This window comes from Acanthopleuribacter pedis (assembly GCF_017377855.1).
Lineage (GTDB): Bacteria > Acidobacteriota > Holophagae > Acanthopleuribacterales > Acanthopleuribacteraceae > Acanthopleuribacter > Acanthopleuribacter pedis.
The window spans coordinates 2,144-28,735 of the sequence record NZ_JAFREP010000062.1; the positions used below are offsets into that span (position 1 = coordinate 2,144).

1 protein-coding gene is annotated in these 26,592 nt (G+C 61.4%); it reads left to right on the forward strand.

Going from position 1 to position 26,592, the window contains the following annotated elements; translation table 11 throughout:
- Positions 1 to 26,241 carry an isopeptide-forming domain-containing fimbrial protein gene (locus J3U88_RS33255; protein ID WP_207863533.1) on the forward strand — a complete coding sequence of 8,747 codons (26,241 nt, stop codon included), beginning with the start codon at positions 1 to 3 and terminating at the stop codon, positions 26,239 to 26,241.
- The last annotated feature ends 351 nt before the right edge of the window (positions 26,242 to 26,592 follow it).

Consider the following 26,592-nt stretch of genomic DNA (forward strand, 5'->3'; position numbering starts at 1 on the left):
TTGTTTCGATTTTTCTTCAACCGTTTCCTCCTGGGTTATCTGCTTCCGTTTCTTTTCGTTTCGCTCTTTGCCCAAACACCAAACCTCGTAAACGGGGTTCCCGCCGAGTCTTTTGCCGGCGAGCAGTTTTGTTTCGATGTCACCGTTACCAATACGGGACCCCCCGGTTTCGGTCCCTATGTCCGGCTTGTTTTAGAGCCTGATCTCACATTTGACAGTGCGACTTTTTTTGGAACGGCTGTCACCGTGACCAACCTCGGCGTCTTCCCGGTGGGGGGAACCCTTACCGACCCCGTGTCCAACACGGTGGTCAGCGGTACGGTTGGGGACCAGCTCACCTTGCTGCATTACCCGATTGGTTCGGTGGTCGACGGTGGGCCGGATTTGGTGCTTTCCATCTGCACCACCATCGCCACATCGGCGACCATCGGCACGCCGCTTCGGGTAAATGCGCAAGCGGTTTTCGCGTATGGCGATACCGCCACCGGTGCCAACGGACCGATAGAAGGTGCACTCCAGGCGGGTTCGGTAACCCCAACCCTGTTTGCCGTATCCAAAAGTCAGGGTGCATCTGAATCGGAACGCCCGCCAGGCGCTACCTGGCCGATTACTTATACGCTGACGGTGGATGTTGCCAACGGGCAAACCCTTGAAAACATTGTGCTCAACGACCTACTTAATGCTGATTTACAGTATACCGACAACCTCAATATTACCGGCGGCGTCGGCTGCTCCGCGACCACCACACCCAGCCTGATTACCCCGGGTGGTACCTTAACCGTGACCTGTACCTCGATCACCGGGACCACCGCCGATGCCGATCTAACCGTGACCTACACCGCTTACATCGTCGACACCTTGGACGAAACCAACTGCACTACCGAGGACAAACAGAATACGTTCACGGTCGATGCCGACTTTCCGGCCGGCACCCCTCAGCCGCAAGCCTCGGCCAATGACACGGTGACGGCCAAACACATTGCCGTCCAAAAAGGCGTCGCGCCGGGAACGGGTGGTCCGGGTGACACTGTCACCTTCACCCTCAATTTCCAGGTGACCGATTTCGGAACGGCCTCGGATCTGGTGATCGTGGATGTGCTGCCGGACGGCCTGACCTTCGGGGCCCACCAGAGCATGACCATCGGCGGGGCACCTGTTGCCATCACCCCGGCCACGGTGATTATTGCCGGGGACGATACCCAAATTACCTATGATGTGCATGCGCAAACAGGGGATATTCCCGCGGGAACGGCCGGAACCATTACTTATACGGCCACCATCAACCAGTTTTTTGCATCGCCCGCGGAACAAATTCTGGCCTCGGACACGCTGACCAATAATGTGCAAATGACCTACGACCTCACCGCGGGTGCGGCGGGCTGTAGTGACGGCAGCTCGGCCACGGTGAGCATTACGCCGATTGCGATTAGCAAATCGATTGTGAATCCCTCGGCGGAATATGTACCCGGCGACACGGTCACCTTCCGTATTTCCATGACGGTGCCCTCCGGGGATACGGACGGCATCATTTTCGAAGATTTTCTGCCGTTGCCGGTTTTTGACGCCACCTTGATCGACACCACCTTTGGCAACGACGTGCGTCTTGGTCCTAACGACAACGCGGGTTTGACCCCGACCGCGATTACCACGAGTGCCGCGACCAACACCCTTCGTATCGAATGGCCCGAAATTAACACCGCCGTTAACCAAACGCTGGAAGTGGACATCGATGTCACCGTGGTTGACGCGCCTTTTGCCGACGATCTTTTTTTAACGAACCTGTGCCAAATCACCACCATCAACAGCGACGCCCAATCCGCGATTGAATTGGCGCCGGTTGACCTGCGCGTGCGTGCGCCGCGCCTTTCGATTACCAAAGGGGTTAGCGCCAGCAACAATGCAACCGCCGACGCCACCATTAGCCCTTCGCCGTCGACCTTGCCGGTAGACGGCAACATCAGCGCGTCTGACGCGGGTGATGTGGTGACCTTTGTGATCACTGTAGAAAATACCGGCGGTGCCCAGGCCCATGATGTGACCGTCACCGACACGCTGCCCGGCGGGTTAACCGCCTGCAGTGTGGTCGGCGTTGTGGACGGCGACGGCACACCGCTGGCCAACAGCGGGGATTTATTCGGTGCCGGCTTGGTGCTGACCAACCCGCTTGCCGCCAATGACGACAATCCCGCCAACGGTGGCGCGCCTTTTTCCAGCGATACCGCGTTGATCACTTGCCAATGTACCCTTGCGACCACCGTCGCCCCACGCGAGGTGCTTAACAATTCGGTGGCGGCCGTGTGGTCGTCCTTATCCGGGGCTACCGCCTTTTCCGCGGTTGATGATGCGACCACGGTGACCATCGCGGATCCAAGCATTTCGAAATCCATCGACAGCATTGCGCCCGGCGGTGCCGGTGCCAACGTGGCCGCCGGTGATGAAGTCACCTATCGCTTGACCGTAACCTTGCCGGAGGGGACCACCCCCGACTTGGCCTTGATCGACGACCTACCTTTCGGTTTTGAATACGTTTCCTCCAGTGTCGACACGATTGGGTTCAGCGGGACCGTGGATACCGCGCCGACGGTGGGTACCAGCGGCACGGTTGACGCGGGTCAGCGGGTCACGCTTTCTTTCGACAGTCCCGCGAACACGGTGGTAACCGACAACAACAATGGAAGTGACAACCGCTTTGACGTGCTCATCACCGCGCGTGCCAACGGGTCGTCCTCGGCCAATGACGGTCTGCCCGCGGTCCAAAGCAAATCCAATGCGGTGACCCTGGTCTACACGGGCCTCACCGGCGGCGCGATCAACGACACGGCCGACGTGAACTTTGCCGAGCCGGAACTCAGCATCACCAAAACCATGTCGCCCGATACCGGCCTTGACGCCGGCGATACGGTCACCATCACCCTGCAAGTCGACAACACCGGTACCGCGCCCGCCTACGACTTGGTGGTGACCGATACCTTAAACGACGACGGGACCCTGTTTGATTTAACCAGTCCGGTCGAGGGCACCACCCCCGCCGGCTACACCTACAACTACGCCAACCCAACCGTGACCCTTTCCGCGGACGCGGCCACCAGCTTGGCGGCCGGCGGATCGGTGACCTTTACCTTCACCGCTCAGGTGAGCGCAAGCGCCACCTCCGGTTCGAGTTTTTCGAACCAGGCGGCGGTAACCGGCGACAGCCAAGACGGTTCGGTGACGGAGGAACGCGCGTCCAACGATACCGGCAGCGACAGCGTCGCCACCCAAACGGTGGCGAGCGGCAAAGCGTTAACCGCGACCTCGGAAAGCTGGACCAGTGATACCGCGCCGATTGAATACGCGGTGGGCGAGGTGTTGACCTTCACCGGTACCTTCGACATTCCCGAGGGGGTAACGACGGAATCGGGAACGGCGGCAATCATCACCGATACCTTGCCGGCCGGTTTCCAATTCTTGACCGGTACCGCGACCGTTCGTGCCGTGGCCGACACCACCATCGACGGCGCCACCTATGGCGGCGCTTTGCCGAGTTCCGCAACCGCGATTGTGCCGGGTGTGGCCGGTCAGGTTTTATCCTTTGATTTGGGTGATTTGACCAACAACGACGACGACGCCGGTAGCGAACAGGTGATCATCGCCTATGACGTGCTGGTGTTAAATACCGCCGATACCAACCGCACCGATAGCAAAACCAACAGTTTGGCGTTGAATTACCGCAACCGCGCGGGTACGGATCAAAGCGAAATCAGCACCGTGAGTGGTACGGTTGCTGAAAGCAACCTGAGCGTGAGCAAAACCGCCTCGCCCGCGTCGGTGACCGGCGGTGCCACGGTCACCTTCACCGTGGTGGTCACCAACACGGCGGATACCCATGTGACCCGTGCTTGGGATGTGACCGGGGTTGACAACCTGGCCGCGCGTTTCCAGACGCCGTCACTGACCAGCATCACCTTAAGTCGGGGTGGGGCCGATGTCACGGGCTGTGGTGGTTTTACCGGGAACCAACTCGACTTCGACATGAGTTGTTTGGGGGCCGCCGACCAATACTTGGGACCGGGCGAATCGCTGACCTTTATTTATACCGCCGACATTGATCCGTCCATCGGCTTTAACGAAACCGTGACCAACACCTTTGCCGCGCAAGCCACCAGTTTGCCGGGCACCAACGGCACCGGTTCCGCCGCGCCTGGTGCCGCGGATAGCGATACCGGTGAACGAACCGGTTCCGGCAACAACAATACCTCGGGGCAAAACGTCAATGATTTGGCCGCTTCCGATTCCGATTCGGTCACGGCGGGTCAACCGACCATCTCGAAAACAGGGGATGCCTCGCTCGCAATCGGTGGGACAACCAACATGACCCTCACCGTGGATGTGCCGGTTGGGACCACCGATAACTTCGTCATTACCGACAACCTGCCCAACGGCTTAAGTTACACCGGTACCGCGATCAGTATTACCACGCCGCCTTCTAACTTTAGCGCGTCCAATTCGCCGAGCACCACACCGGGTGCCGGAACCGATCCACTGGTGTTTGATTTCGGTACCATCACCAATTCCTCGGCCGTCGGTCAGCAAATCACCGTTGTTTATGAAGTGGTGGTCGACAACATTTTGGCCAACCAAAACACCACGACCTTGGGCAATACCGCTGGATTGACCTTCCTCAACGCGGCCGGTTCGCCCAGCGACACGGCGACCATTACCGTGGTGGAACCGAACCTGAACATTGTGAAAACCGTGACCGCCGGTGCGGCGGGCAGTGAGGCGGGCGACCCCATTTCTTACCAAGTGGTGGTGAGTAATACGGCCGTGACCGCGACGGCCTTCCGTGTCGACCTGCAAGATGTGTTGCCGGCCGACTTGCTGGGCGGTGCCGCCGGTGACGGTGTTGCGCCTTATTTCACCAGCATCGCCTTGACCAATCCGGGCAACGCCGTGGTCCAGACCGGGACGGCCACGCCCCTTGCCGTGGGTGACGCCTCCTTCGCCACCACCACCAATACGGATGACACCCTGACCTGGCCGCTGGTAGACATGCCGGCCGGCTCGAGCATCACCCTTAGCTACGATGCGGTACTGGTGCAAACCGCGCCCGCCGGTGCGACCCTTGCCAACAACGTGCGTGCGACTTACGACAGCTTGTTAGGCGGCGGTGGCCGCGACGGTTCCAGCGCGTCCAGTGACGACGACAACGATGCCGATCTCAACAATTACAACGAAAGCGATACGGCGCTGGTCACCCTCGACGCGTCCATCGCAATTCAGAAAACCTTGACCGCAACCGAACCCGACGCTGACTACGCCATTGGTGAAGTGGCAAGTTTTGATTTACGCGTGGATGTGGTGCAGGGTGTGACCGGCAACGTCGTCCTGACCGATGTCCTGCCCACCGGGCTGGATTTTATTGGGACGACCGCCATTGTGGCCGGCCCCAACATTGCGTATTCCGGTTCCGCCACCCCGGTCGAAGCGCCGGCTGGCACCATCACCATCGACATGGGCAACGTCACCAACACCGCCGACGCCGACAACACCAATGACTTCTTTATCTACCGGTTCACCGCGCGCGTGGAGGATGTCGTCGGCAATACCGACGGCACGGCGCTGGTGAACTCGGGTTCTTTGACCGCGGACATCGGCCCGGCCGGCCCCGATACCCAAAGCATCACCGTGGTGGAACCGAACTTGGTGGTGACCAAGGTGCCCGACACCGCCTCGCCCTCGCTGGGCGATACCGTCACCTGGACCGTGACCGTGACCCATAGCAGCAGTAACGCCGATGCCTTTGAGGTGGTGCTGACCGATACCATCCCGTCGGGATTGACCTATGTGCCCGGTTCCACCTCGGGCCAGGCCTCGGTTGATGAAACCGATGTGAGCGCGCCCGTATTTGACCTGGGCACCATTACCCTTGCAGAGGTGAGCAAAACCTTCAGCTTCCGAACGACGGTTGATATTGATGCCGTCGTTGGCACCGCGTTGACCAACAACCTCAACGGAACCTACACCTCCTTGTCTGGGGTTGACGCCAATGAACGTTCCTACAACGCCGCCGGCAGCGGTCAGGTGACGCCGAGCGTGCCGGCCGTGATCGACGCCGTCAAAACCGTGGCCATTGTGGTGGACGGCGCCGCCGCCGGCGTGGCCGATCCCGGCGACACGCTGGAATATACCGTTACCTTGACCAACAACGGCGGCACCGCGCAGAACGTGGTGTTTACCGACAGCCTGCCCACCGAAACGACCTACGTTGCCGCCTCGATCACGAGCACCCAAGGCACCACCGACGATGCGAGCGCACCCGATCTCTCCGTGGATGTCGGCACCATGAACAACAGCGACGTGGTTACCGTGACCTTCCGCGTCACCGTCGACGGCGGCACCCCGAACGGCACCGTGATTCTCAACCAAGGTTTGGTGGACAGCGACCAAACCGTGCCGGAGCCGACCGATGTCGACGGCGTGGATGAAAACGGCGACCAACCGACGCCGATTACCGTGGGCGGGCCGCCCGCGCCCACCGAACGGCTGACGGTTCAGAAGGTGGTTACCCTTGCCGACGATGCCGATACCAGTGGCGACATCACCACGGGCGACCGCATGCGCTACCGCATGATTTTGCGCAACTTAGGCGATACAGATTTAACCAACGTGACCGTGACCGACACGATTCCCAGCGGCTTGACCTATGTGGCCGCCTCGGCCCAGATCAGCGGCGGCAACACCATCAACGTGGTTGGCGCGGCGCTGTCCGTGTCGGTGGCGACCTTGCCGGTTAAAGGTCTGGTCGAACTCCGTTTTGATGTCACCATCGACGCGCCCCTGGTGGATTTCAACGGCGCGGCCGATACCGAGATCTTCAGCAACCAAGCGGTGATTGATTCCGACCAAACCGATGTTGGTTTGAGTGACAACAACGGCGATCCTCGCGACGGCGATCAGCCAACGACCTTTGTGGCCGTGGACGGCACCGCCGGTTCCCCCTTGATCGACGTCGAAAAACGTTGGGTGTTGGGCGGTGACAATGACGGCGATGGTTTGGTTGATCCCGGTGATCGCCTAACCTACGTTATTACCCTTCTGAATGATGGCTCGGCCGAGGCGACCAACGTGCGTCTGACCGATACCATTCCCACGAACACCACGCTGGTGGCCGGTACCGTTGCGAGCAGCGCGGGGATTGTGGTAACCGAGGACCCGGTGAACGTCAACATGGGACCCCTCGCTACCGGTGAATTGGTGACCGTTACTTTTGATGTGACCGTTGACGGCGGCACCCCGGACGGGACGATCATTGCCAACCAGGCGACCGTGACCGGTGACAATTTCGCTTCAACCAATAGTGACGACAACGGCCGCGACGATGACGGCATCAACCCCACCCTGACCCCGGTTGATACCGGCGGCGGTGCCAACGCCGGCTCGCCGGGCGGTTTGAGCAAAAGTGTGTTTGCCACCAGCGAGGCCGATTCGAGTGGCAACACCGTGTTGATCGGTGAAGTCGTTACCTACCGACTCACCATCGAGGTTCCCGCCGGCATCTTGCGCGAGGCCACCCTGACCGATACCTTGCCGACCGGCTTGAGTTACGTTGCCGGCAGCGCCCGTTTGGCGCGGGGTTTTGATACCGGTCTCACCGCCTCCGCCGATCCCGGCGGTGTGAATGGTGCCGCGAGTGGGTCCTTCGTGGCGCTGACCGACGGCACCGATTTCGACGCGAGCGGTGCCAACCTGTCCTTGTTCCTCGGCGACCTGATCAACTCCGACAACGACGGCAACAGCGAAAGTTTCACCCTTGAAGTGGGCGTGGTTGTCGACAACGCCGCCGGCAACCAGGCCGGCACCACCCTCGCCAACAACGCCGGATTCAGCTACTTCAACGGGCTCAATCAGTTGCAAAACCTGACCCCGGTCAACCAAAGCTTGACCGTGGCCGAACCCAACCTCCAGGTGAGCAAGGCCGCCGCGCCCACCACCCTGCTGGTTCAGGGTGGCACCGTGCAGTTCACCGTGACCCTGACCAACCCTGCCGGCGCCAATGTGGCCACCGCCTACGATGTCGCTTTGACCGATACCTTGCCGGCCGTTTGGGACAGCCTGACCGTGGACAGCATCACCCCAAGCGGTGGTGCCGCCGGTGTGACCGACAACAGCGCGGGTACCGCGCTCGACATCGACATCGCCACCTTCCCGGCGGGTGCTCAGTTGGTGGTGGTTTACACCGCGACCGACGCGGGTGGTGAAGCGGTTGGTACGACGACCAACACCGCGACCGCGCGTTTCACCAGTTTGCCCGGAACCCAAGGCACGGGCAGCGTCACCCCCGGCAACAGTGGTGATGCGGACGGCGAACGGAATGGAACCGGCGCCGGAGCCAACGATTTCCAAGCGACCGACAGCGTGAACATCGCCATCGGTTCCGTGGCGGTGACCAAGTCCCTGGTTGCGCCGCAAACCCGTTATGCTGTTGGTGATACCGTGAATTACCAGGTGACCGTCGACTTGCCCGCCGGCTTTGCGCTCGCGGGCAGCATCGTCACCGACGTGTTGGACGAGGGGCTGACCTATGTCACCGGTTCGCTCAGCAACGTTCTAGACACGAATGTGACCGCGACCAGCAGTCCCGCTGATTTCACCGTAAGCGCCGATACCCCGGCCGCCGGGCAAACCACGCTTACCCTGAACCTGGGTACCGTGACCAACAGCGACGCCGGTGCCGCGGGATTCACCCTGACCTACAGCGCACGGGTCGCCAACCTTTTAGCCGTCCAGGCCAACGCCGGCCTCGACAACAACTTGAGCTACGACTTCACCAACCCCGCCGGTGGCGCGACCGAAATGGTGACCGACAGTCAGACCATCACCGTGGGTGAGCCGACCCTGACCCTGGTCAAATCGATTCCCGGTGCGACGACCGGGCTGGACGCCGGCGATACGGTTGGGTTCCAAATCCAAGTGGGCAATACCGGGACGACCACTGCCTACGAGGTGGTGTTAAGTGACATTTTGCCGAGTGGTTTGGAAAACACGACCAACCTGCAGGTCACCGGAATCACCGGTGGCGCCGAAACGCCGACCTTCACCAACAACGGCACCGATTGGTCGACCTCGGCCTTTGACGTTCCGGTTGGCGGCACCGTCACCATCACCTTTGATACCACGCTGACGACCGGGGTGATTCCCGGCCAAACCCTTCAAAATACCGTGACCGCGAGCTACACCAGCCGCGACGGCACCGACGCGAACGAACGCGATGGATCGGATCCCGGCTCGGTCCAATCCGACGACAGCGAGCTGGACAACTACAACCTCAGCGCGCTTTCGCCGACCATCACGGTGGACGATCCCTTGGCGTTGGACAAGCAGTTCCACACCGACCCTGCCAACACGACCTACACCATTGGCGAGCAAGTAGGTTATCGCTTAACCGTTTCCCTGCTGGAAGGGAGTGTCAACAACTTGGAGGTGACCGATACGCTGCCGGACGGGGTGCGTTACGTCTCTTCCGTGGTTGGTGTCGGCAACCTGGGTATGACCACCAACTACACCGACCCGCCGGGTCAGGCCGGCCAGGTGTTGACCTTCGATTTGGGCACCGTCACCAACCCGACCAATGGGAGCACCACCGATGACTTTGTCACCATCGACATCGTCGCCGTGGTGGAAGATGTGGTCGGCAACGTTGACGGTACCGTGCTCGGCAACAACGCCGCCATGAGTTTCACCGGTCCCTCGGGTAGCGTGAACCGCGATTACGACAACGATGCGGGTACGCCCGGGGTGCAACCACTGGATTTAACCGTGGTGGAACCCAACGTGACCATCACCAAAACCGCCTCGGCCGCGACCATCCCGCAAAACGGCGAGGTCACCTTCACCGTGCTGCTGGATCATCAGGCCGGCAGCACGTCGGACGCCTTTGATTTACAGGTTGTCGACACCTTACCCACTGGATTAAGTTATGTTACCGGTTCAGCGTCTATTCCCGTCGGCGTGGCCGGCCAGGTATTGACCTTTGATATGGGTGCGTTGACCTTGGTCGACGACCAAACAAGCTTCACCTACCGCGCACGGGTTGACCTTGACCAAGACACCGGCACCAACCTGACCAACAACGCCGTGCTGAGCTACAGCTCGCAAAGCGGCGTTGTGGCTGATGAACGGTCCTATGGCGACAACGACGGCGCCACCGTGACCGTAGGCAATCTTACCTTTATCGAAGCCGACAAAACCGTGGCGATTGTCATTGACGGCGGGACCGCCGGCGTGGCCGACGTTGGCGATACCCTGGAATACACCGTGGTGTTGACCAACGAGGGCGTCGACGCCGACAACGTGGTGTTTACCGATGCCTTGCCCGGCGAAACCACCTATGTCGCGGCCTCGTTGACTTCTAGCTTGGGTAGCGTCGACGACAGCGGTGCGCCGAACCTGGTCGTGAATGTGGGTACCTTACTCGCCGCGCAAAGCGTGACCATTCGCTTCCGAGTTACCGTTAACGCGGGGACGGTCGCGGGTACGGTCATCAACAACCAAGGTTTGGTCGACAGCGATCAAACCGTGCCGGAACCGACCGATGTCGACGGCGTCGACGCCAACGGCGACCAGCCGACCCCGATCACCGTGGGCGGTCCGCCCGCGCCGACCAACCCGCTGGCCGCCCAAAAGGTGGTTTCTCGGGTGGACGATGTCGATGCGAGCGGCGACACCACCCCCGGCGACCGCATGCGCTATCAAATCGTCATCAACAACCTGGGTGACACCGCCTTAACCAATGTCAGCTTGACCGACACCCTTCCCACCGGTTTGACCTATGTCGCGGCCTCCGCTTCGATTAGCGGCGGACACAGCATCAACGTGGTGGGTTCCACGCTGACCGTCGCCATCGCCAACTTGCCGGTCGGTGGTTCGGTTAGCCTTCAGTTTGAGGTCACCATTGACGCGCCGCTCGTGGACTTTAACGGCGCCGCCGATACCGAAACTTTCACCAACCAGGCCGCCCTGGATTCGGACCAAACCGATCCAACCCAAACCGACGGCAACAGCGATCCCGCCGACGGCTTGCAACCGACGGCCTTTGTCGCCGTCGACGGCATCGCCGGGTCCCCGGTACTGGACGTGGAAAAACGCTGGTCGCAACGCACCGACACGGACGGCGATGGTCTGGTCGATCCCGGTGATCAACTGACCTACACCATCGCCATTCTTAACAACGGTTCGGCCGATGCCGTCAACGCAACCTTGACCGATTCCATCCCCACCAACACCACCGTCGTGGCCGGCTCGGCCACGACCAGTGTCGGCATTGTGGTCAGCGAGGATCCGTTAACCGTAAACCTCGGCACCTTGGCCGTGGGTCGGGTTGAGACGGTGACCTTTGCCGTCACCGTCGACGGCGGGACCCCGGACGGGACCATTATTGCCAACCAAGCGACCGTAACCGGCGACAACGTCGCCGGCACCAACAGTGACGACAACGGGCGCGACGATGACGGCATCAACCCAACCCTGACCCCGGTTGATACCGGTGGTGGTTCCGGTGCCGGCGCGCCGGGCGGCCTCGCCAAAACCGTGTTTGCTTCCAGCGAAGCCGATTCAAGCGGAAGCACTGTGCTGATTGGTGAAACGGTGACCTTCCGCATCACCATCGAGGTTCCCGTGGGGACCACCCGCGAAACCACCTTGACCGATACCTTGCCGACCGGGCTTAGCTACATCGCCGGGAGCGCATCTCTGGCCCGCAACTTCGACACCGGGCTTAATGCCTCGGCCGATCCAGGCGGTGTAAACGGTGCCGCGAGTGGGACCTTCGTTGCGCTGACCGACGGGGTCGACCTGATCCAAACCGGGCAGACCTTGTCCGTGTTCCTGGGTGACCTGATCAACTCGGACAACGACGTTGATAATGAAAGTTACGTGCTGGAAATGACCGTTTTGGTCGACAACATCGCCGACAACCAGGCGAGTGATGTTTTGAACAATGCCGCCGGCTTTCGTTACTTCAACGCATTTAACCAGTTGCAGAACCTGACCCCGGTTGCGTCCGCCTTGACCGTTTTGGAACCCAACCTCCAGGTCACCAAAACCTCGGATCCCGGTACCTTGCTGGTCCAGGGCGGCACCGTGCAGTTCACTGTCACCATCAGCAACCCGGCCGGTGCCGGTGTGGGCCCCGCATACGACGTGACCGTGTCCGACACCTTGCCCGCCGTATGGGATAGCCTGGTTGTCGACAGCATTACCCCAAGTGGCGGTGCCGCGGGCATTACCGATAACAGCGCCGGCACGGCCGTTGATCTCACCATTGATACCTTCCCGGCCGGCGCGCAAGTGGTGGTGGTTTACAGCGCCACCGATGCCGGCGGCGAAGCCGAGGGCACCACCACCAATACCGCCACCGCGCGTTTCACCAGTCTGCCGGGCACGCGTGGCACCGCCGACGCGGCGCCGGGCAACAGTGGTGACGCCGACGGCGAGCGTAACGGGAGCGGCAGTGGCGCCAACGATTACCAAGCAAGCGATAGTGTAAATGTCACCATTGGTTCCGTTCAAGTCGCCAAAACTATTCCGACCCCGCAAACCCGCTACGCGGTGGGCGATTTGGTCGGTTATCAGGTTACTGTCGATCTGCCGCAAACCACGGACTTGGCCAACGCCGTCGTGACCGATGTTTTGGATCAAGGTTTGGCTTATGTCACCGGTTCTCTGACGATCACCCCCGACGCCGGGGTGAGCACCAGTCTCAGCCCGGCCGACTTCAGCCTCGCCGCCGATACACCGGCCGCGGGCCAAACCACCTTAACCCTCAACCTCGGGACCCTGAGCAACAGCAACAACGTGGTTGGCGGGGTGACCTTGAACTACCAAGCCCGCGTCGATAACCTGCTGAGCGTTCAGAGCAATGCCACGCTCAGCAACAACCTGCGCCTCGATTTCGATAATCCGGCCGGTGGCGCGGGCACCTTCCTGACCGATATGCAAACCGTGACCGTGGGTGAACCCAACCTGACCCTGGTCAAAACCATCACCACTGCCACCGCGGGTCTGGACGCCGGTGATACCGTTGGGTTCCAAATCCAAGTGGGCAATACCGGAACGACCGCCGCCTACGAGGTGGTGCTTACCGATGTGCTGCCGAGTGGGTTCACCAACATCACCAACCTGCTGGTGAGCGGCGTCACCGGTGGCGCGGAGAGCCCGAGTTTCACCAACAACGGTGACGATTGGGTCAGCGGCGGTTTTGATGTGCCCGTCGGTGCAACCGTGACCATCACCTTTGATGTGGTTTTGACGGATTCTGTGATTCCCGGTGAATCGCTGCAAAACACCGTCTCGGCAAGCTTTAGTAGTCGCGACGGCGCCGATGCGAATGAACGCGACGGATCCACGCCGGGTTCGGTTCAGAGTGACGACAGCGACTTGAACAACTACAACCTTTCGGCCGGTTCGCCTACCGTCACCGTCGCCGATCCGGTTACCTTGGACAAACGCTTCCACACCGACGCCGCCGACGTGGATTACACCATCGGCGAACAGGTTGGATACCGCCTGACCTTGTCCGTGCTCGAGGGTTCGCTCAACAACCTCGTCGTGACCGATACCCTGCCTGCCGGCCTGCGTTACGCATCCTCTTTGGTTGGGGTTGGCAACGTCGGCATGACCCACAACTTCACCGATCCACCTGTCCAGGCCGGTCAGGTGCTGACCTTTGATTTGGGCAACCTGGTGAACCCCGCCAATGCCGAACCTTCGGACGACTTCGTCACCATCGACATCGTCGCCGTGGTGGAGGACGTGCCCGGTAACGTCGACGGCACCGTACTCGGCAACAATGCCGACCTGAGTTTCAGCGGCCCGTCCGGGACCCTAACCCGTGATTACGACGCGGATCTGGGCACGCCGGGTGTGCAACCGCTTGATTTGACCGTGGTTGAACCCGTGGTGACCATCCAAAAAACTGCATCTAGCGCCGTTGTGCCGCAAAACGATGTGGTGGTGTTCACCGTCTTGCTCGATCACGACGTCACCAGTAGCGCGGATGCCTACGATTTGGAAGTGGTCGATACCTTGCCTGCCGGTTTGAGCTACGTTGCCGGTTCGGCTTCGATCCCGGTCAGTGTCAGTGGACAGCAGTTGACCTTTAACATCGCGGCTCTGACCCTGGTTGCCGATCAGGTCGGCTTTACTTATGCCGCGCGGGTTGACGGCGATCAAAGCATTGGCACCCTGTTAACCAACGATGCCGATTTGCGCTACAACACCCGACCCGGCGTGGTTGCGGATGAACGGGGTTACACCGGAACCGACAACGAAAGCGTGACTGTCGGCGCGGTGACCTTCATCGAAGCCTTGAAAACCGTGGCGATTGCCGTCGACAACGGGACCGCCGGCGTGGCCGAACCGGGTGACACGCTTGAATACACGGTGGTGCTCAGCAACGGTGCCGCCACCGCTGAAAATGTGGTGTTCACCGACAGCTTACCCGCGCTAACCACCTATGTGGCCGCTTCACTGACCAGTGATCAGGGAACCGTGGACGACAGCGGGGCGCCTAGCTTGCAGGTCGCCGTCGGCACCATGACCCCGTCGCAAGAGGTGACCCTCCGTTTCCGGGTGACCATCAACGCCGGTGTGGCGGCGGGGACCGTGATCAACAACCAAGGCATTGTGAACAGTGACCAGACCGTGGGTGAGCCGACCGACGTCGACGGCATCGACGGCAACGGCGACCAACCCACGCCGATGGTGGTCGGGGGACCGGGATCGACCGCGAATCCACTCCGCGTTCAAAAGGTTGTCGCCTTCCTGGCTGATAGCGACGTCAACAGCGCGATTAGTCCCGGCGATACCATGCGTTACACCATGGTCGTTCGCAACGAAGGCGATACGGCCCTGACCAATGTGGTCGTGACCGACACCATCCCCGCCGGCTTGACCTACGTGGCCGCGTCGGCAACCATCAGCGACGCCAACACCCTTAACATCGTCGGCGACGCGCTCACCGCGACCATCGCCAACTTGGCACCCACGGCGTTGGTGACCCTGACCTTTGATGTCACCATCGATACCCCGATGGTGGATTTCAACGGCGATGCCAATACCGAAACCTTTACCAACCAAGCTTCCGCAGACTCGGACCAAACCGACCCCGAGTTGTCGGATAGCAACGGTGATCCCAGCGACGGCAACCAACCGACCCGCTTTAGCGCGGTTGACGGCGTGGCCGGTGCTCCTGAATTGGATGTGGAGAAGCGTTGGCAGCTCGCCGTGGATCAGGACGGTGACGGTTTGGTCGATCCCGAGGATACCGTTCTCTACCGCATCACCCTGGTGAATATTGGTTCGGCCGACGCCGAGAATCTGTTCCTCGACGATACCCTGCCGCCGGAGACCACCGTGGTTTCAGGCTCCGCCACCACCAGCCGTGGCATTATTCTGACCGAATCGCCGTTGCGCGCCAACATTGGCGACGTGGCGCCGGGCGAGGTGGTCACCTTGACCCTTCAGGTTACCGTTAACGCCGGCACCGCCGACGGTACGGTCCTGGTGAATCAAGCCTTTGTCACCGGCGACAACGTGGCTTCGACACCGAGTGATGACAACGGCAACGACGGCGACGGGCTGAATCCCACCCTCACCCCGGTTTCCGTTGACGGCGGCGGTGGTGCCGGTACGCCGGGTGGGTTGGACAAAATCCTCCACGCCACCAGCGAAAGCGGCTCGGGCAATACCGACCTGTTGATTGGTGAAATCGCGACCTTCCGCGTCACCTTCGAGGTGCCCGCCGGGACCCTGGGCGAGGTCAGCCTGTTTGACCAACCGCCCACCGGTTTGGCGTACCTCGCCGGCACCGCCCGGTTGGCGCGTGCCTTTGATCTCGGTCTGAACGCCTCGCGCGATCCCGGCGGCATTAACGCCGCCGCCGCGGGAACCTTCGTCGCCCTAAACGACGGCACCGAGTGGCGCGAAAACGCGGGCGAATACCGCGTGTTCTTGGGTGACCTGATTAACTCCGACAACGATGGCAACGCGGAAACCTACACCCTTGAATACCAAGTGCTGGTTGAAAACATCGCCGCCAACAATGCCGGCACGGTTTTGTCGAATCGCGCCGGGTTAAGGTATCTCGACGGTTTGGGCCAAGCACGAACCCTGACCCCCGTTGTGGTGAACAACACCGTGCGTGAGGCGAACCTCGTTGCCGACAAACAAGTTTCGCCCGGTGCTTTGTTGCCGAGTGGTGGGTCATTGACCTACACCGTGATCCTCGAAAACCTGAGTGGCGCCGAGGTTGTTCCGGCCTATGACGTGGTCGTCAGCGACACCGTCCCGGCGCCGATGACCAACCTTGTCGTGACCTCCGTGACCCCGAGCGGCGGTGTCAGCGGGGTGGTTGACAATTCGACCGCCGGCGCGCTTGCTTTGGACGTGGCCGCCTTCCCGGCCGGTGGGCGCCTGGTGGTTGTCTATACCGTGGATGCACCCGGCCCACTTGCCGGCAACCTCCTCACCAACACCGTTCAGGTGACCTGGACCTCCTTGCCCGGAAGCAGCGGGAGCGGGTCCGCGACGCCGGGAACGCCGGGCGAACCCGACGGGGAGCGGACCGGCGCGGGCGCGGTGAACGACCTTGCAACCAACGACCAGGCCGAGTTGGTGATTGGTTCGCTGAACCTCACCAAAACCCGAGTCAACCCGGCGGGCCGCGCCGCAATCGGCGATTCCGTGGATTACGAGGTCGTGGTCAGCCTCCCGGGCCAAGCGGCTGTGACCGGTGTGGTTGTGCGCGATGTGTTGGATGCCGGTTTGACCTATGTGGCCGGAACCTTGGTGGTGACGCTCGATAGCCTAACCGCGGGAAGCACGCCCCTCGATTTCACCCGAACCGATGATGACCCCGATCCCGGTCGCGAAACCTTGACCCTCGACTTGGCGAGTCTGGCAACCGTCGGTCCGTTCAGTGGCGAATTGACCCTGACCTACACCGCCGTGGTTGACAACATCCTGACCAACCAAGACAACCAATCACTGCAGAACCAGGTCAGCATCGTTTTTGACGATCCCGGCGGCGGCCCCGCCGTGACCCTCACCGACACCAGCTTGGTGACCCTGGGTGAGCCGCACCTGACCTTGGCCAAAACCACGACGGGGGCCACCACCGGTTTGGAAGCCGGTGACCCGCTCGACTTCCAGGTCGTGGTTGGCAACGACGGTACCACCACCGCCTTTAATACCGTACTCCGCGATACCTTGCCCGCCGGCTTGGAAAACATTTCGGGACTGAGTGTAACCGCCGTCTCCGGCGGCGCACCGACCCCGGCGCTGACCAACAACGGCGGCGACTGGTTCAGCGAACCCTTTGATTTACCCGTGGGCGGTTCCGTTACCATTCAGTTCCGCACCAACCTGACGAACGCCGTTATTCCTGGTCAAGTCCTTCAAAATCAAGTGACTGCTGAATTTGAAAGCCGCGACGATGCAACCGGTCGTGACGCGGGACCTGTCGGCAGCGATCAGGACGACGATACCGATCTGGACAACTACCGCACCGCCGACGATGCGCCGCAAGTGATCGTGGCCGATCCCGTTGCGATCAACAAAGCCTTTTTCCCCGAGACGACCCGAAACACCTATACCCTTGGTGAACAGGTGGGTTACCGGGTGACCGTGTCCTTGGTTGAGGGTGTTATCGATGATTTGACCGTCATTGACACCTTGCCCGCCGGCCTGCGTTTTGTGGATGCGCGGTTGGGGCTTGGCAACACCGGCATTGTGACCGACGTGCCGGTGACCGACGAAGCCAACGGTGTGATCACCGTGTTGTGGGGTCAGGTGCGCAACCCGGCCAACGGCAACGCCGACGACGACTTCCTCACCATTGACCTTACCGCCGTGGTTGAAAACGTCCTGGGTAACCAAGCCGGAACCGCGCTCGAAAACCATGTGTCGTTGCAGTTCACCGGGCCTAGCGGCTTGGAGGAACGTGAATTCGACAGCGACGGTGCGACCCCCGGCGTTCAGGGCTTGACCCTAACCGTGGTTGAGCCCGACCTGCACATTCTGAAATCCGTGAAAACCCCACAAGTTCAGCCAGGACAGGTAGTTACTTTTAATTTGGTGCTGGACCACACCGCCGTTAGCGGTGGCGATGCGTTTGAGATTGAAGTGATCGACCGGTTGCCCGCCGGCTTGACCTATGTGTTGGATTCGGGATCGCCGCAACCCCAAATCGAAGGGACCCGCCTGATTTGGCGCATTCCTTCCTTGACCTTGGCCCAGGATCAAATCGCCCTGCGTTACCAAGCGCGGGTTGCGCCCGATGCCGAGGTCGGTGTGCCGCTCGAGAACCGGGTCGACGCCCGTTACGCAAGTTTGGCCGCCGGCGATGAGCGACGGACCGGTGCCGACGGTGCCGGCGGGCTCAACGATTACGTCACCGCCGACGGTGTTGTGACCGTTACCCCGGCCGCGCCCGTGCTCCGCGCGGAAAAAAGCGCGAGCCATCTGCTTGATGGGGATAACGACGGCAGCGTGGAACCCGGTGACCGCATTCGGTACACCGTGATCGTCCGCAACGACGGCACCATTCCCGCCACGGGTGTGGTCTTCGACGACGATATTCCCTTCGCCCTGGATCTGATTCCCGGCAGCGTGACCACGGATCAAGGAACGGTTACCACGGGTAATACCGCCGGTGATCGCCGTGTTTCCGTCGCGATTGGCGAACTGCTCGCCGGCGCGGTGGTTACCATCCAAATGGACGGCGCCCTGGTTTCGCCCCTGCCGCGCGGGGTGAGCGAATTGGTGAACCAAGGCACCGTCGGCAGCAACGAATTGCCCGACCTGCCCACCGACGATCCCGATACGCCGGAGCAAGACGACCCGACCGTGGTGCCCGTCGACGCCGCGCCTGTTTTGGCCATGACCAAAACCGACGCCTTGGACGAGGACCGCGACAACGACGGTTTCGCGAGTCCCGGCGATATCCTCGGTTACAGCTTAACCCTCACCAACAGTGGCAACCAGGATGCCGGCGAATTGGTATTAACCGATATCTTGGATGTGCATCTGCGTTTGGTGACCGGCTCCGTGACCACCAGTGCCGGTAGCGTTGCATTGGGGAACCAGGTCGGCGACGACAGTGTGCGCATTTCCATTCCGTTGCTTCCCGGCGACGGCGGCGTGGTGACCGTGCGGTTCCAAGTGCGCATTGTGGATCCGCTGCCGGAGGGTGTCACGCGGGTTGTGAACCAGGCCACCGTAACCTCGCCCGATCATCCCGGTGTGCTGTCCGACGATCCAGATTTGCCAGGTGACGAGGATCCCACGCCGACGCCGCTTGACCGAAACCCCGCGCTGGTGGTGAGCAAAACCGTGGCCTTGGTCGATGACCTTGACAACAACGGCATTGCCGGCCCGGGAGAGCGCATTCGCTACACCGTCACCGTCTCCAATCGCGGCAACGGTACCGCGAACAACGTGGTGTTCCGCGATACGCCGGACGCCAACGCGCCTCTGGTCGCGGGCGCGGTGACGACCGACCTGGGATCCGTGGCCGCCGGCAACGACGGCCAAGCGCCGATTGTGGTGAACATCCCTGCTTTGGCACCGGACCAAACCGCGACCATCCGTTTTGACGGGGTGATTGTCGATCCGTTGCCCACCGGGGTAACCCGCATTGTGAACCAGGGTTTTGTCAGCGGCGACGGTTTGACCGAGGTGCCCAGTGACGATCCCGACCTACCGGGCGACGATGATCCGACCGAGTTACCGGTGGGCGCGACCCCGATCCTCAGCCATACCAAACGCGACATCTTGCTGGTCGACAGCGATCAAAACGGCATTGCCGGTCGCGGTGACGCCCTGTTGTATCAGATTCGCCTGCGCAACGACGGCAATACCACCGCTACCGGGGTGGTCTTTGCCGATACACCGGATGCCCTGACCTTGGTCTCGCCGGGTAGTTTGGTGACCAGTCGCGGTACCGTGCTCGCGGGCAACGACGGCGTTCCGCCCTTGCGGGTCGCCATTGGCGATTTGGCCGCCGGTGAAGAGGTGTTGATTTCCTTCGAGGTCACCATTCGCAACGATATCACTGACGATGTAACGCGGGTTGCCAACCAGGCCGTGGTCCAGAGTGATCAACTCCCGCCCGTGTTGAGCGATGATCCCGATACACCGCCTGGCGACGACGAAACGGTTACGCCGCTGCAACCCGAACCGCGGCTTGACGCCTTTAAATCGGTTGAGCTGGTTGACGATGCCGATGGTGACGGGGTGACCTCGGCAGGGGATACCTTGGGGTACCGTATTGTCGTGGTGAACAGCGGCAATGCTGCAGCCGTGAATGTCAGCCTTGTGGATTATCCTGACGCCAATGGAACCTTGGTGGCCGGTAGTGTCGCGACAAGCGTGGGGACCGTGCTTGCCGGAAACGATGCTGCCCCGCCGGTGTCGGTGCGTTTTGGGGACATTCCCGCCGGCGGCCAAGTGACCCTGTCCTACCGTCTGCGGGTGAACGTGCCCTTGCCCGACGGCGTGAACCGTATCGCCAACCAAGGTTTGGTGAGCAGCGATAACCATCCTGATACACCCACCGACGATCCCGATACACCGACCGAGGATGATCCCACCGTGACCCCGGTTGACGCCGCGCCGCGTTTGACCGCGGTGAAAACCGATCTGCTCCGAGAGGACCGCGACGACGATGGTCGTGCTTCACCCGGCGACTTGTTGTTGTACCGCGTGGTGGTGGCCAATGTGGGCAACCGCACCGCCGAAAACGTGGTGTTCAGCGATACGCCCGACAGCAACACCACCTTGCAGCCGGGCAGCGTGGCCGCGGATCGCGGTACCGTGATCCGCGGGTCCGACGGTTCCTTGCCGATTACCGTGGCGCTTGGCGATTTGCCCGTCGGTGATCAAGCGGTGATTACCTTCGCCGTGTTGATTAACAATCCCTTACCGGCCGGTTTGCGTGAATTGCGCAACCAGGGCCAAGTCGGCGGCGACAACGCGCCGGCCCAACCGACCGACGATCCCGATTTGCCTGGCTCAGAAGATCCGACAGTGACCCCGGTGGGTGCCGATCCCGAGTTGTTCGCCGAGAAAAGTGACCGTCTGTTAATTGACCGCAATGACGACGGCTTCGCCAGCGCCGGGGATCGCATCAGTTACCAAGTTCGTGTCCGCAATGCCGGCACCACGGCGGCCACCGGGGTTGTCTTCCGCGATACCCCGGATCCCGCGACGACCCTGGTTGCCGGCACCGTCCAAACCACCCGCGGCGAGGTGCGCGGCGGTCTAGACGGCGGCCTGCCGATTGATGTGCTCATTGGCGACCTGGCGGTCGGGGAGGAAGTGTTGATCAGTTTCCACGTCGACGTGGCCGATCCGCTGCCCGCCGGTGTGCGGACCGTGGTGAACCAAGGTACCCTGGACAGCGATCAAACCGATGAACGGCCGACTGACGATCCCGATTCTCCGGGTGAGGACGACCCAACCGTGACGCCGGTTGACGGTGCGCCGCTGCTCGATGTGGTGAAAACCGCGGCGTTGATTGATGACAGTGACGGCAACGGCACCGCCGGTCCCGGTGATCGCTTGCGTTATGCCGTCACCGTGCGCAACAGCGGCAACGCCGCCGCCACCGACGTCATCATCCGCGACACGCCGGATGCCAACACGCTGTTGGTGCCAGGCTCCCTGTTGCCGTCACAGGGCACCGTGGTGTCCGGTAATGACGGAAACCCGCCGGTCGTTGTCAACCTCGGTGTCTTGGCCGGGGGTGGGGCAGAGGCCTCCTTGAGCTTCGAGGTGACCGTGGTAACGCCGCTGCCGATTGGTATTGACCAAGTCAGCAACCAAGCCGCGGTGACCTACGCGGAAGATCCTGATCCCGTGCTTAGCGACGACCCCACCACCGATCCCGAGGACGACCCGACCGTGACGCCCGTGACCGCGCGTCCCCGCATCGAATTGGAAAAAACCGATACCTTGGTGGACGACCGTGATTTGGATGGCTTTGTCACACCGGGTGACGGCCTCGGTTACACCATCACCCTGACCAACAGCGGCAACCAAACCGCCTTGGATGTGGTGTTATCCGACGTCCCCGACGCCAACACGGCGCTGGATGTGGGTTCCGTGACCACCTCGCTTGGAACCGTGACCAACGGCAATGGTGCCGGCGACGCCCAGGTCGTGGTGGCCTTGGGTGATCTGGCGCCCGGTGCCGTGGTGACCGTCAGCTTTGTGGTGACCGTGAACCAGCCGTTGGCGCCGGAAATAACGCGGGTGCGCAACCAGGCTTTGGCGAGCGGCGGTAACTTTGTGGTCACGCCCAGTGACGACCCCGATGTTCCGGGTGACGAGGACCCGACCGATACGCCGCTTGGCGCCGAACCTTTGCTGCGCGTGTTGAAAACGGACAGCCTCACCAACGATCAGGATAGCGATGGGTTCGCCGATCCTGGGGACGGCCTGACCTACCAAATCCAAATCGTGAACAACGGCCGTGCAACCGCGACGGGTGTGGTCGTGCGTGACTTCCCTGATGGCTTAACTCGCCTGGTGGCCGGCAGCGTGACCGCCGACCGTGGTTCCGTGGTTGCCGGGAATGACGGCAACCCGCCGGTTGAAGTTGCCGTGGGCGATTTGCCCGCCGGTGTTACCGCGAATGTGACCTTCCGGGTCGACATTGTCACGCCGTTACCCGCCGGTGTAACGCGGGTGGTCAACCAAGCGGTGGTTGTGGATGACGACGACAACGTCATTCGTTCCGATGATCCCGACTTGCCGGGTGAGGAAGACCCAACGGTGACCCCGGTTGGTGGTGAACCGCGGCTCGAGGTCGAGAAGCGCGACTTCCTCCTTGCCGACAATGATCAGAACGGCCTGATTGGGGCCGGTGACGATTTGCTGTACCGCGTGGTGATTCGCAATACCGGCAACGCTGAGGCGACGGGTTTGGTGTTTTCCGACACGCCGGACGACTTCACCCAGCTGATTGCCGGGCGCGTGACCACCAGTCAGGGTGAAGTGGTTGGCGGCAATGACGGCAACGACCCCGTCGTGGTGCGACTGGGGCGTTTGGCTGCCGGCGCCGTGGCCGAAATCAGCTTTGCCGTGCGCATCGACAATCCTTTGCCCGCTGGTGTGACGCGGGTTGTGAACCAGGGTGTGGTGAGCGGTGATGACGGCGTGGGTGTCGCCAGTGACGACCCCGACCTGCCCGGCGAGGACGATCCCACCGTAACCCCGCTCGCCGATGAACCGCAACCGCGCGCTGAGAAACGCGACTTCCTCTGGGTTGACGCTGATGATAATGGGGTTCCCTCCGCGGGTGATACCTTGTTGTACCGGGTTTTGGTGCGCAATGAGGGACGGGCCGCCGCGTTGAACCTGCGCTTTACCGATACACCGGATCCCAACACCACCTTATTGGCGGGAACCGTGACGACCACACTTGGTACCGTCCAGGCCGGCAATGACGGCAACGCGCCGATTCGGGTGGCCTTGGGTGATTTACCGGCCGGTGAGCAGGCCGTGATTGCCTTCCAGGTCCAAATCAACCAGCCGCTGCCTGACGGCACCAGCTTCGTGCGGAACCAAGGTTTGTTTGAAAGCGACAACCACGCGGATGTTCGAACCGATGATCCCGATGTTTCCGGCGACGACGACCCGACCGACACGCCGCTGGCCGCGAATCCTGTGTTGCAGGCGACCAAGGTCGATTCTCTTGCCGTGGACGCCGACGGCAACGGCGGCGCGGGCAGCGGCGATACCATTCTGTACGTCGTGCGCTTGAGCAACAGTGGCAACGCTGCTGCCGAAAACGTGGTGTTCCGCGATTTCCCCGATCCGCTGACCAGCCTGGTCGACGGCAGTGTGCGCACCGATGTGGGTGTGATTGAAGCCGGCAACGATGGGCGTTCCTTTGTCCTCGTCCGTTTGGGTGATGTGGCGCCGGGGGCGACCGTGGAGATCGGGTTCCGGGTCACCGTGAACGACAACCTGCCGGCTGGAACGCGAAGCGTTGCCAACCAAGGTTTGTTTACCAGCGACAACTATCCCGGCGTCTTGACCGACGATCCCGATGTGGGCAACCTCCAAGATCCGACCGTGACGCCTTTGGTGGGCAACCCCCGTTTGGTAGCCGAGAAGGTGGATCGCTTGGTGATGGACGCCGACAACAGTGGCGGTGCCGGGGCGGGCGACACCTTGGCGTACCGTATCTTGGTTCGAAACATCGGCGACGGCACCGCGAACAACGTGGTGTTAACCGATACACCGGATGCGAACACCACGCTCGTGGCGGGAAGCATTACCACGGATCGCGGAACCGTGACCGCCGGCAACGACGGTGTCGCGCCTTTGGTGGTGAACCTGGGTGCTTTGGGTGACGATGAATCAGCCGAGATCACCTTCCAGGTGACCATCAACAGCCCATTACCACCGGGCACCGCGCTGGTTGCCAACCAGGCCGTGATCAGCGCTGACGGCGACGACGACGTACTCAGTGACGATCCCGATGAGCCTGGCGGTGAGGATGAAACCGAAACACCGCTGGATGACCGTCCCGTATTGGTGTCGAGTAAAACGGACAGCTTGTTTGTAGACGCAAACGGCGACGGCGTGGCTTCGCCCGGCGATACCCTGCTCTACCAAATCTTGGTAGTCAACCTCGGGCGGGTACCCGCGACGGGTGTGGTCTTTACCGATACGCCGTCGCCTGTAACGCACATCGTGGCCGGTAGCGTACAAACCAGCCAGGGTGTGGTGCTCGGTGGTCAGGACGGCGCGCCGCCGATTACCGCGGCCTTGGGGACCCTTCCTGGCGACGGTGGCTTGGCGCTGATTAGTTTCCAAGTAGTGATCGACAATCCTTTGCCCGTGACCATTACCGAGGTCGTTAACCAAGGCGTGTTCACCAGCAATGAAACGGATTCCGTATTAACCGACGATCCTGACGGTGGTGGCTTTGAAGATGCCACCCCGACTTTGGTCTTCCAAGCCGACATGGAAGTGATCAAAACCGCGCCGACGGAACCCATTGTGGCCGGCACCAACTTTGTTTGGGATATGTTGGTTCGCAACAACGGGCCGTCGACCGCCGCCCAGGTGACGCTGCGCGATCCCTTGCCCGACGGGGTGGCCTTCGCCGCCGCGACGCCGAGCCAGGGGACCTGTACCTACGATGCCGTGTTGCACGAGGTCGTCTGTGACCTGGGTGTGATGGCCTTGGACGGCACCGCGAACGTTGCCTTGGAAGTGACGCTCTTGAGCGAGGGTTCGGTTGCCAACACGGCCTTCATCGATGCCGTGCAAATCGACCCCGATGGTGGCAACAACGACGACAGCGCAAGCGTGGTGGGTTTGCCTGGGGTCGACTTGGAACTGACCAAAAGCGCCGCGCCGGTTGACCCGGACTTCGGCGATACCGTGACCTTCACCGTGGCCCTGAGCAACGCCGGACAGGACATCGCCACCGGCATTGTGGTGGCCGATCAATTGCCGGCGGGTCTGCGTTTCCTATCGGCAAGCGCGGAACGCGGTGCCTATGACGACGGCACCGGGCTTTGGTCTGTCGGCAGCTTGTCGCCGGACGAAAGCGTGAACCTGACCATCCAAGCCGTCGCCGAGGCGCTCGGTGTCTTGGTGAACGTGGCCGAGGTCGTCGCTGTCGACCAAAACGACATCGACAGCACCCCTGGCAACGGCGATCCCGACGAGGACGACCAAGACCGGGCGGCCGTCTCGGTGGATACTCTGGTTGATTTGGTCGTTACCAAAACCAACGCCGTGACCACGGTTCCCGCGGGGGCCGAGACCTTGTACCGCATCACCGTCGAGAACCGCGGTCCCAGCCCGGCGACCCAGGTCATCCTGCGTGAGCTGTTGCCGCCGGATTTACGCTTGATTTCCGTACGACCGGACGTTGGCAGCTTCGACGCCGCCGCGCGGATCTGGCGAATCGGTGATCTGGGTGTGAACGAATCGGTTGGAATGGATTTGATCGCACAGGTCGTCCTGCAACCAAGCGAGATGCAAATCACCAACCGGGTCGTGGTGGAAAGCTTCGAGCCGGACGCCAACGAGGACAACAACGAGGACGTGTTCACCATCCAACCAACCGAGGCCATCCCGACCTTGGGCGAGTGGGCGCTGCTGGGTCTGCTGTTCTGTATGGCCGTGGTAGCCATGACCATGAACCGCCGTCGCACGAAAGACGGCCGCGTTTAAAAGAAAAGGGGCCGGTGCACATCTGGAAGGTGCGCCGGCCCCTGTGTTTGGGGGGGAGTGTGGCAGTGACAGGGCGGTGTTCCAGTGCCAGTCCCTTCAGGACTTAGGGTGGGGTTAATTGGGGCGTCCTAGGGTGGCAGTCGCTTTGCTCCTTTACCCCAGGCTGTCTTAGGTAGTCCTTTCAGGACAGCTTGTGGTGGTTTGGCTCCGCCTCACGTTTAAATGTAAGCCTACCAACGAGGGTTCAGACGCAAAGCGTCGAGACGGCTACACTTCCTGGAAAAGGTTCAGGAGGTTGCTTTGGGAAAGCTAAGAATCGAGCCAAAACAGAAATCGCCGGGTTTCATTCGT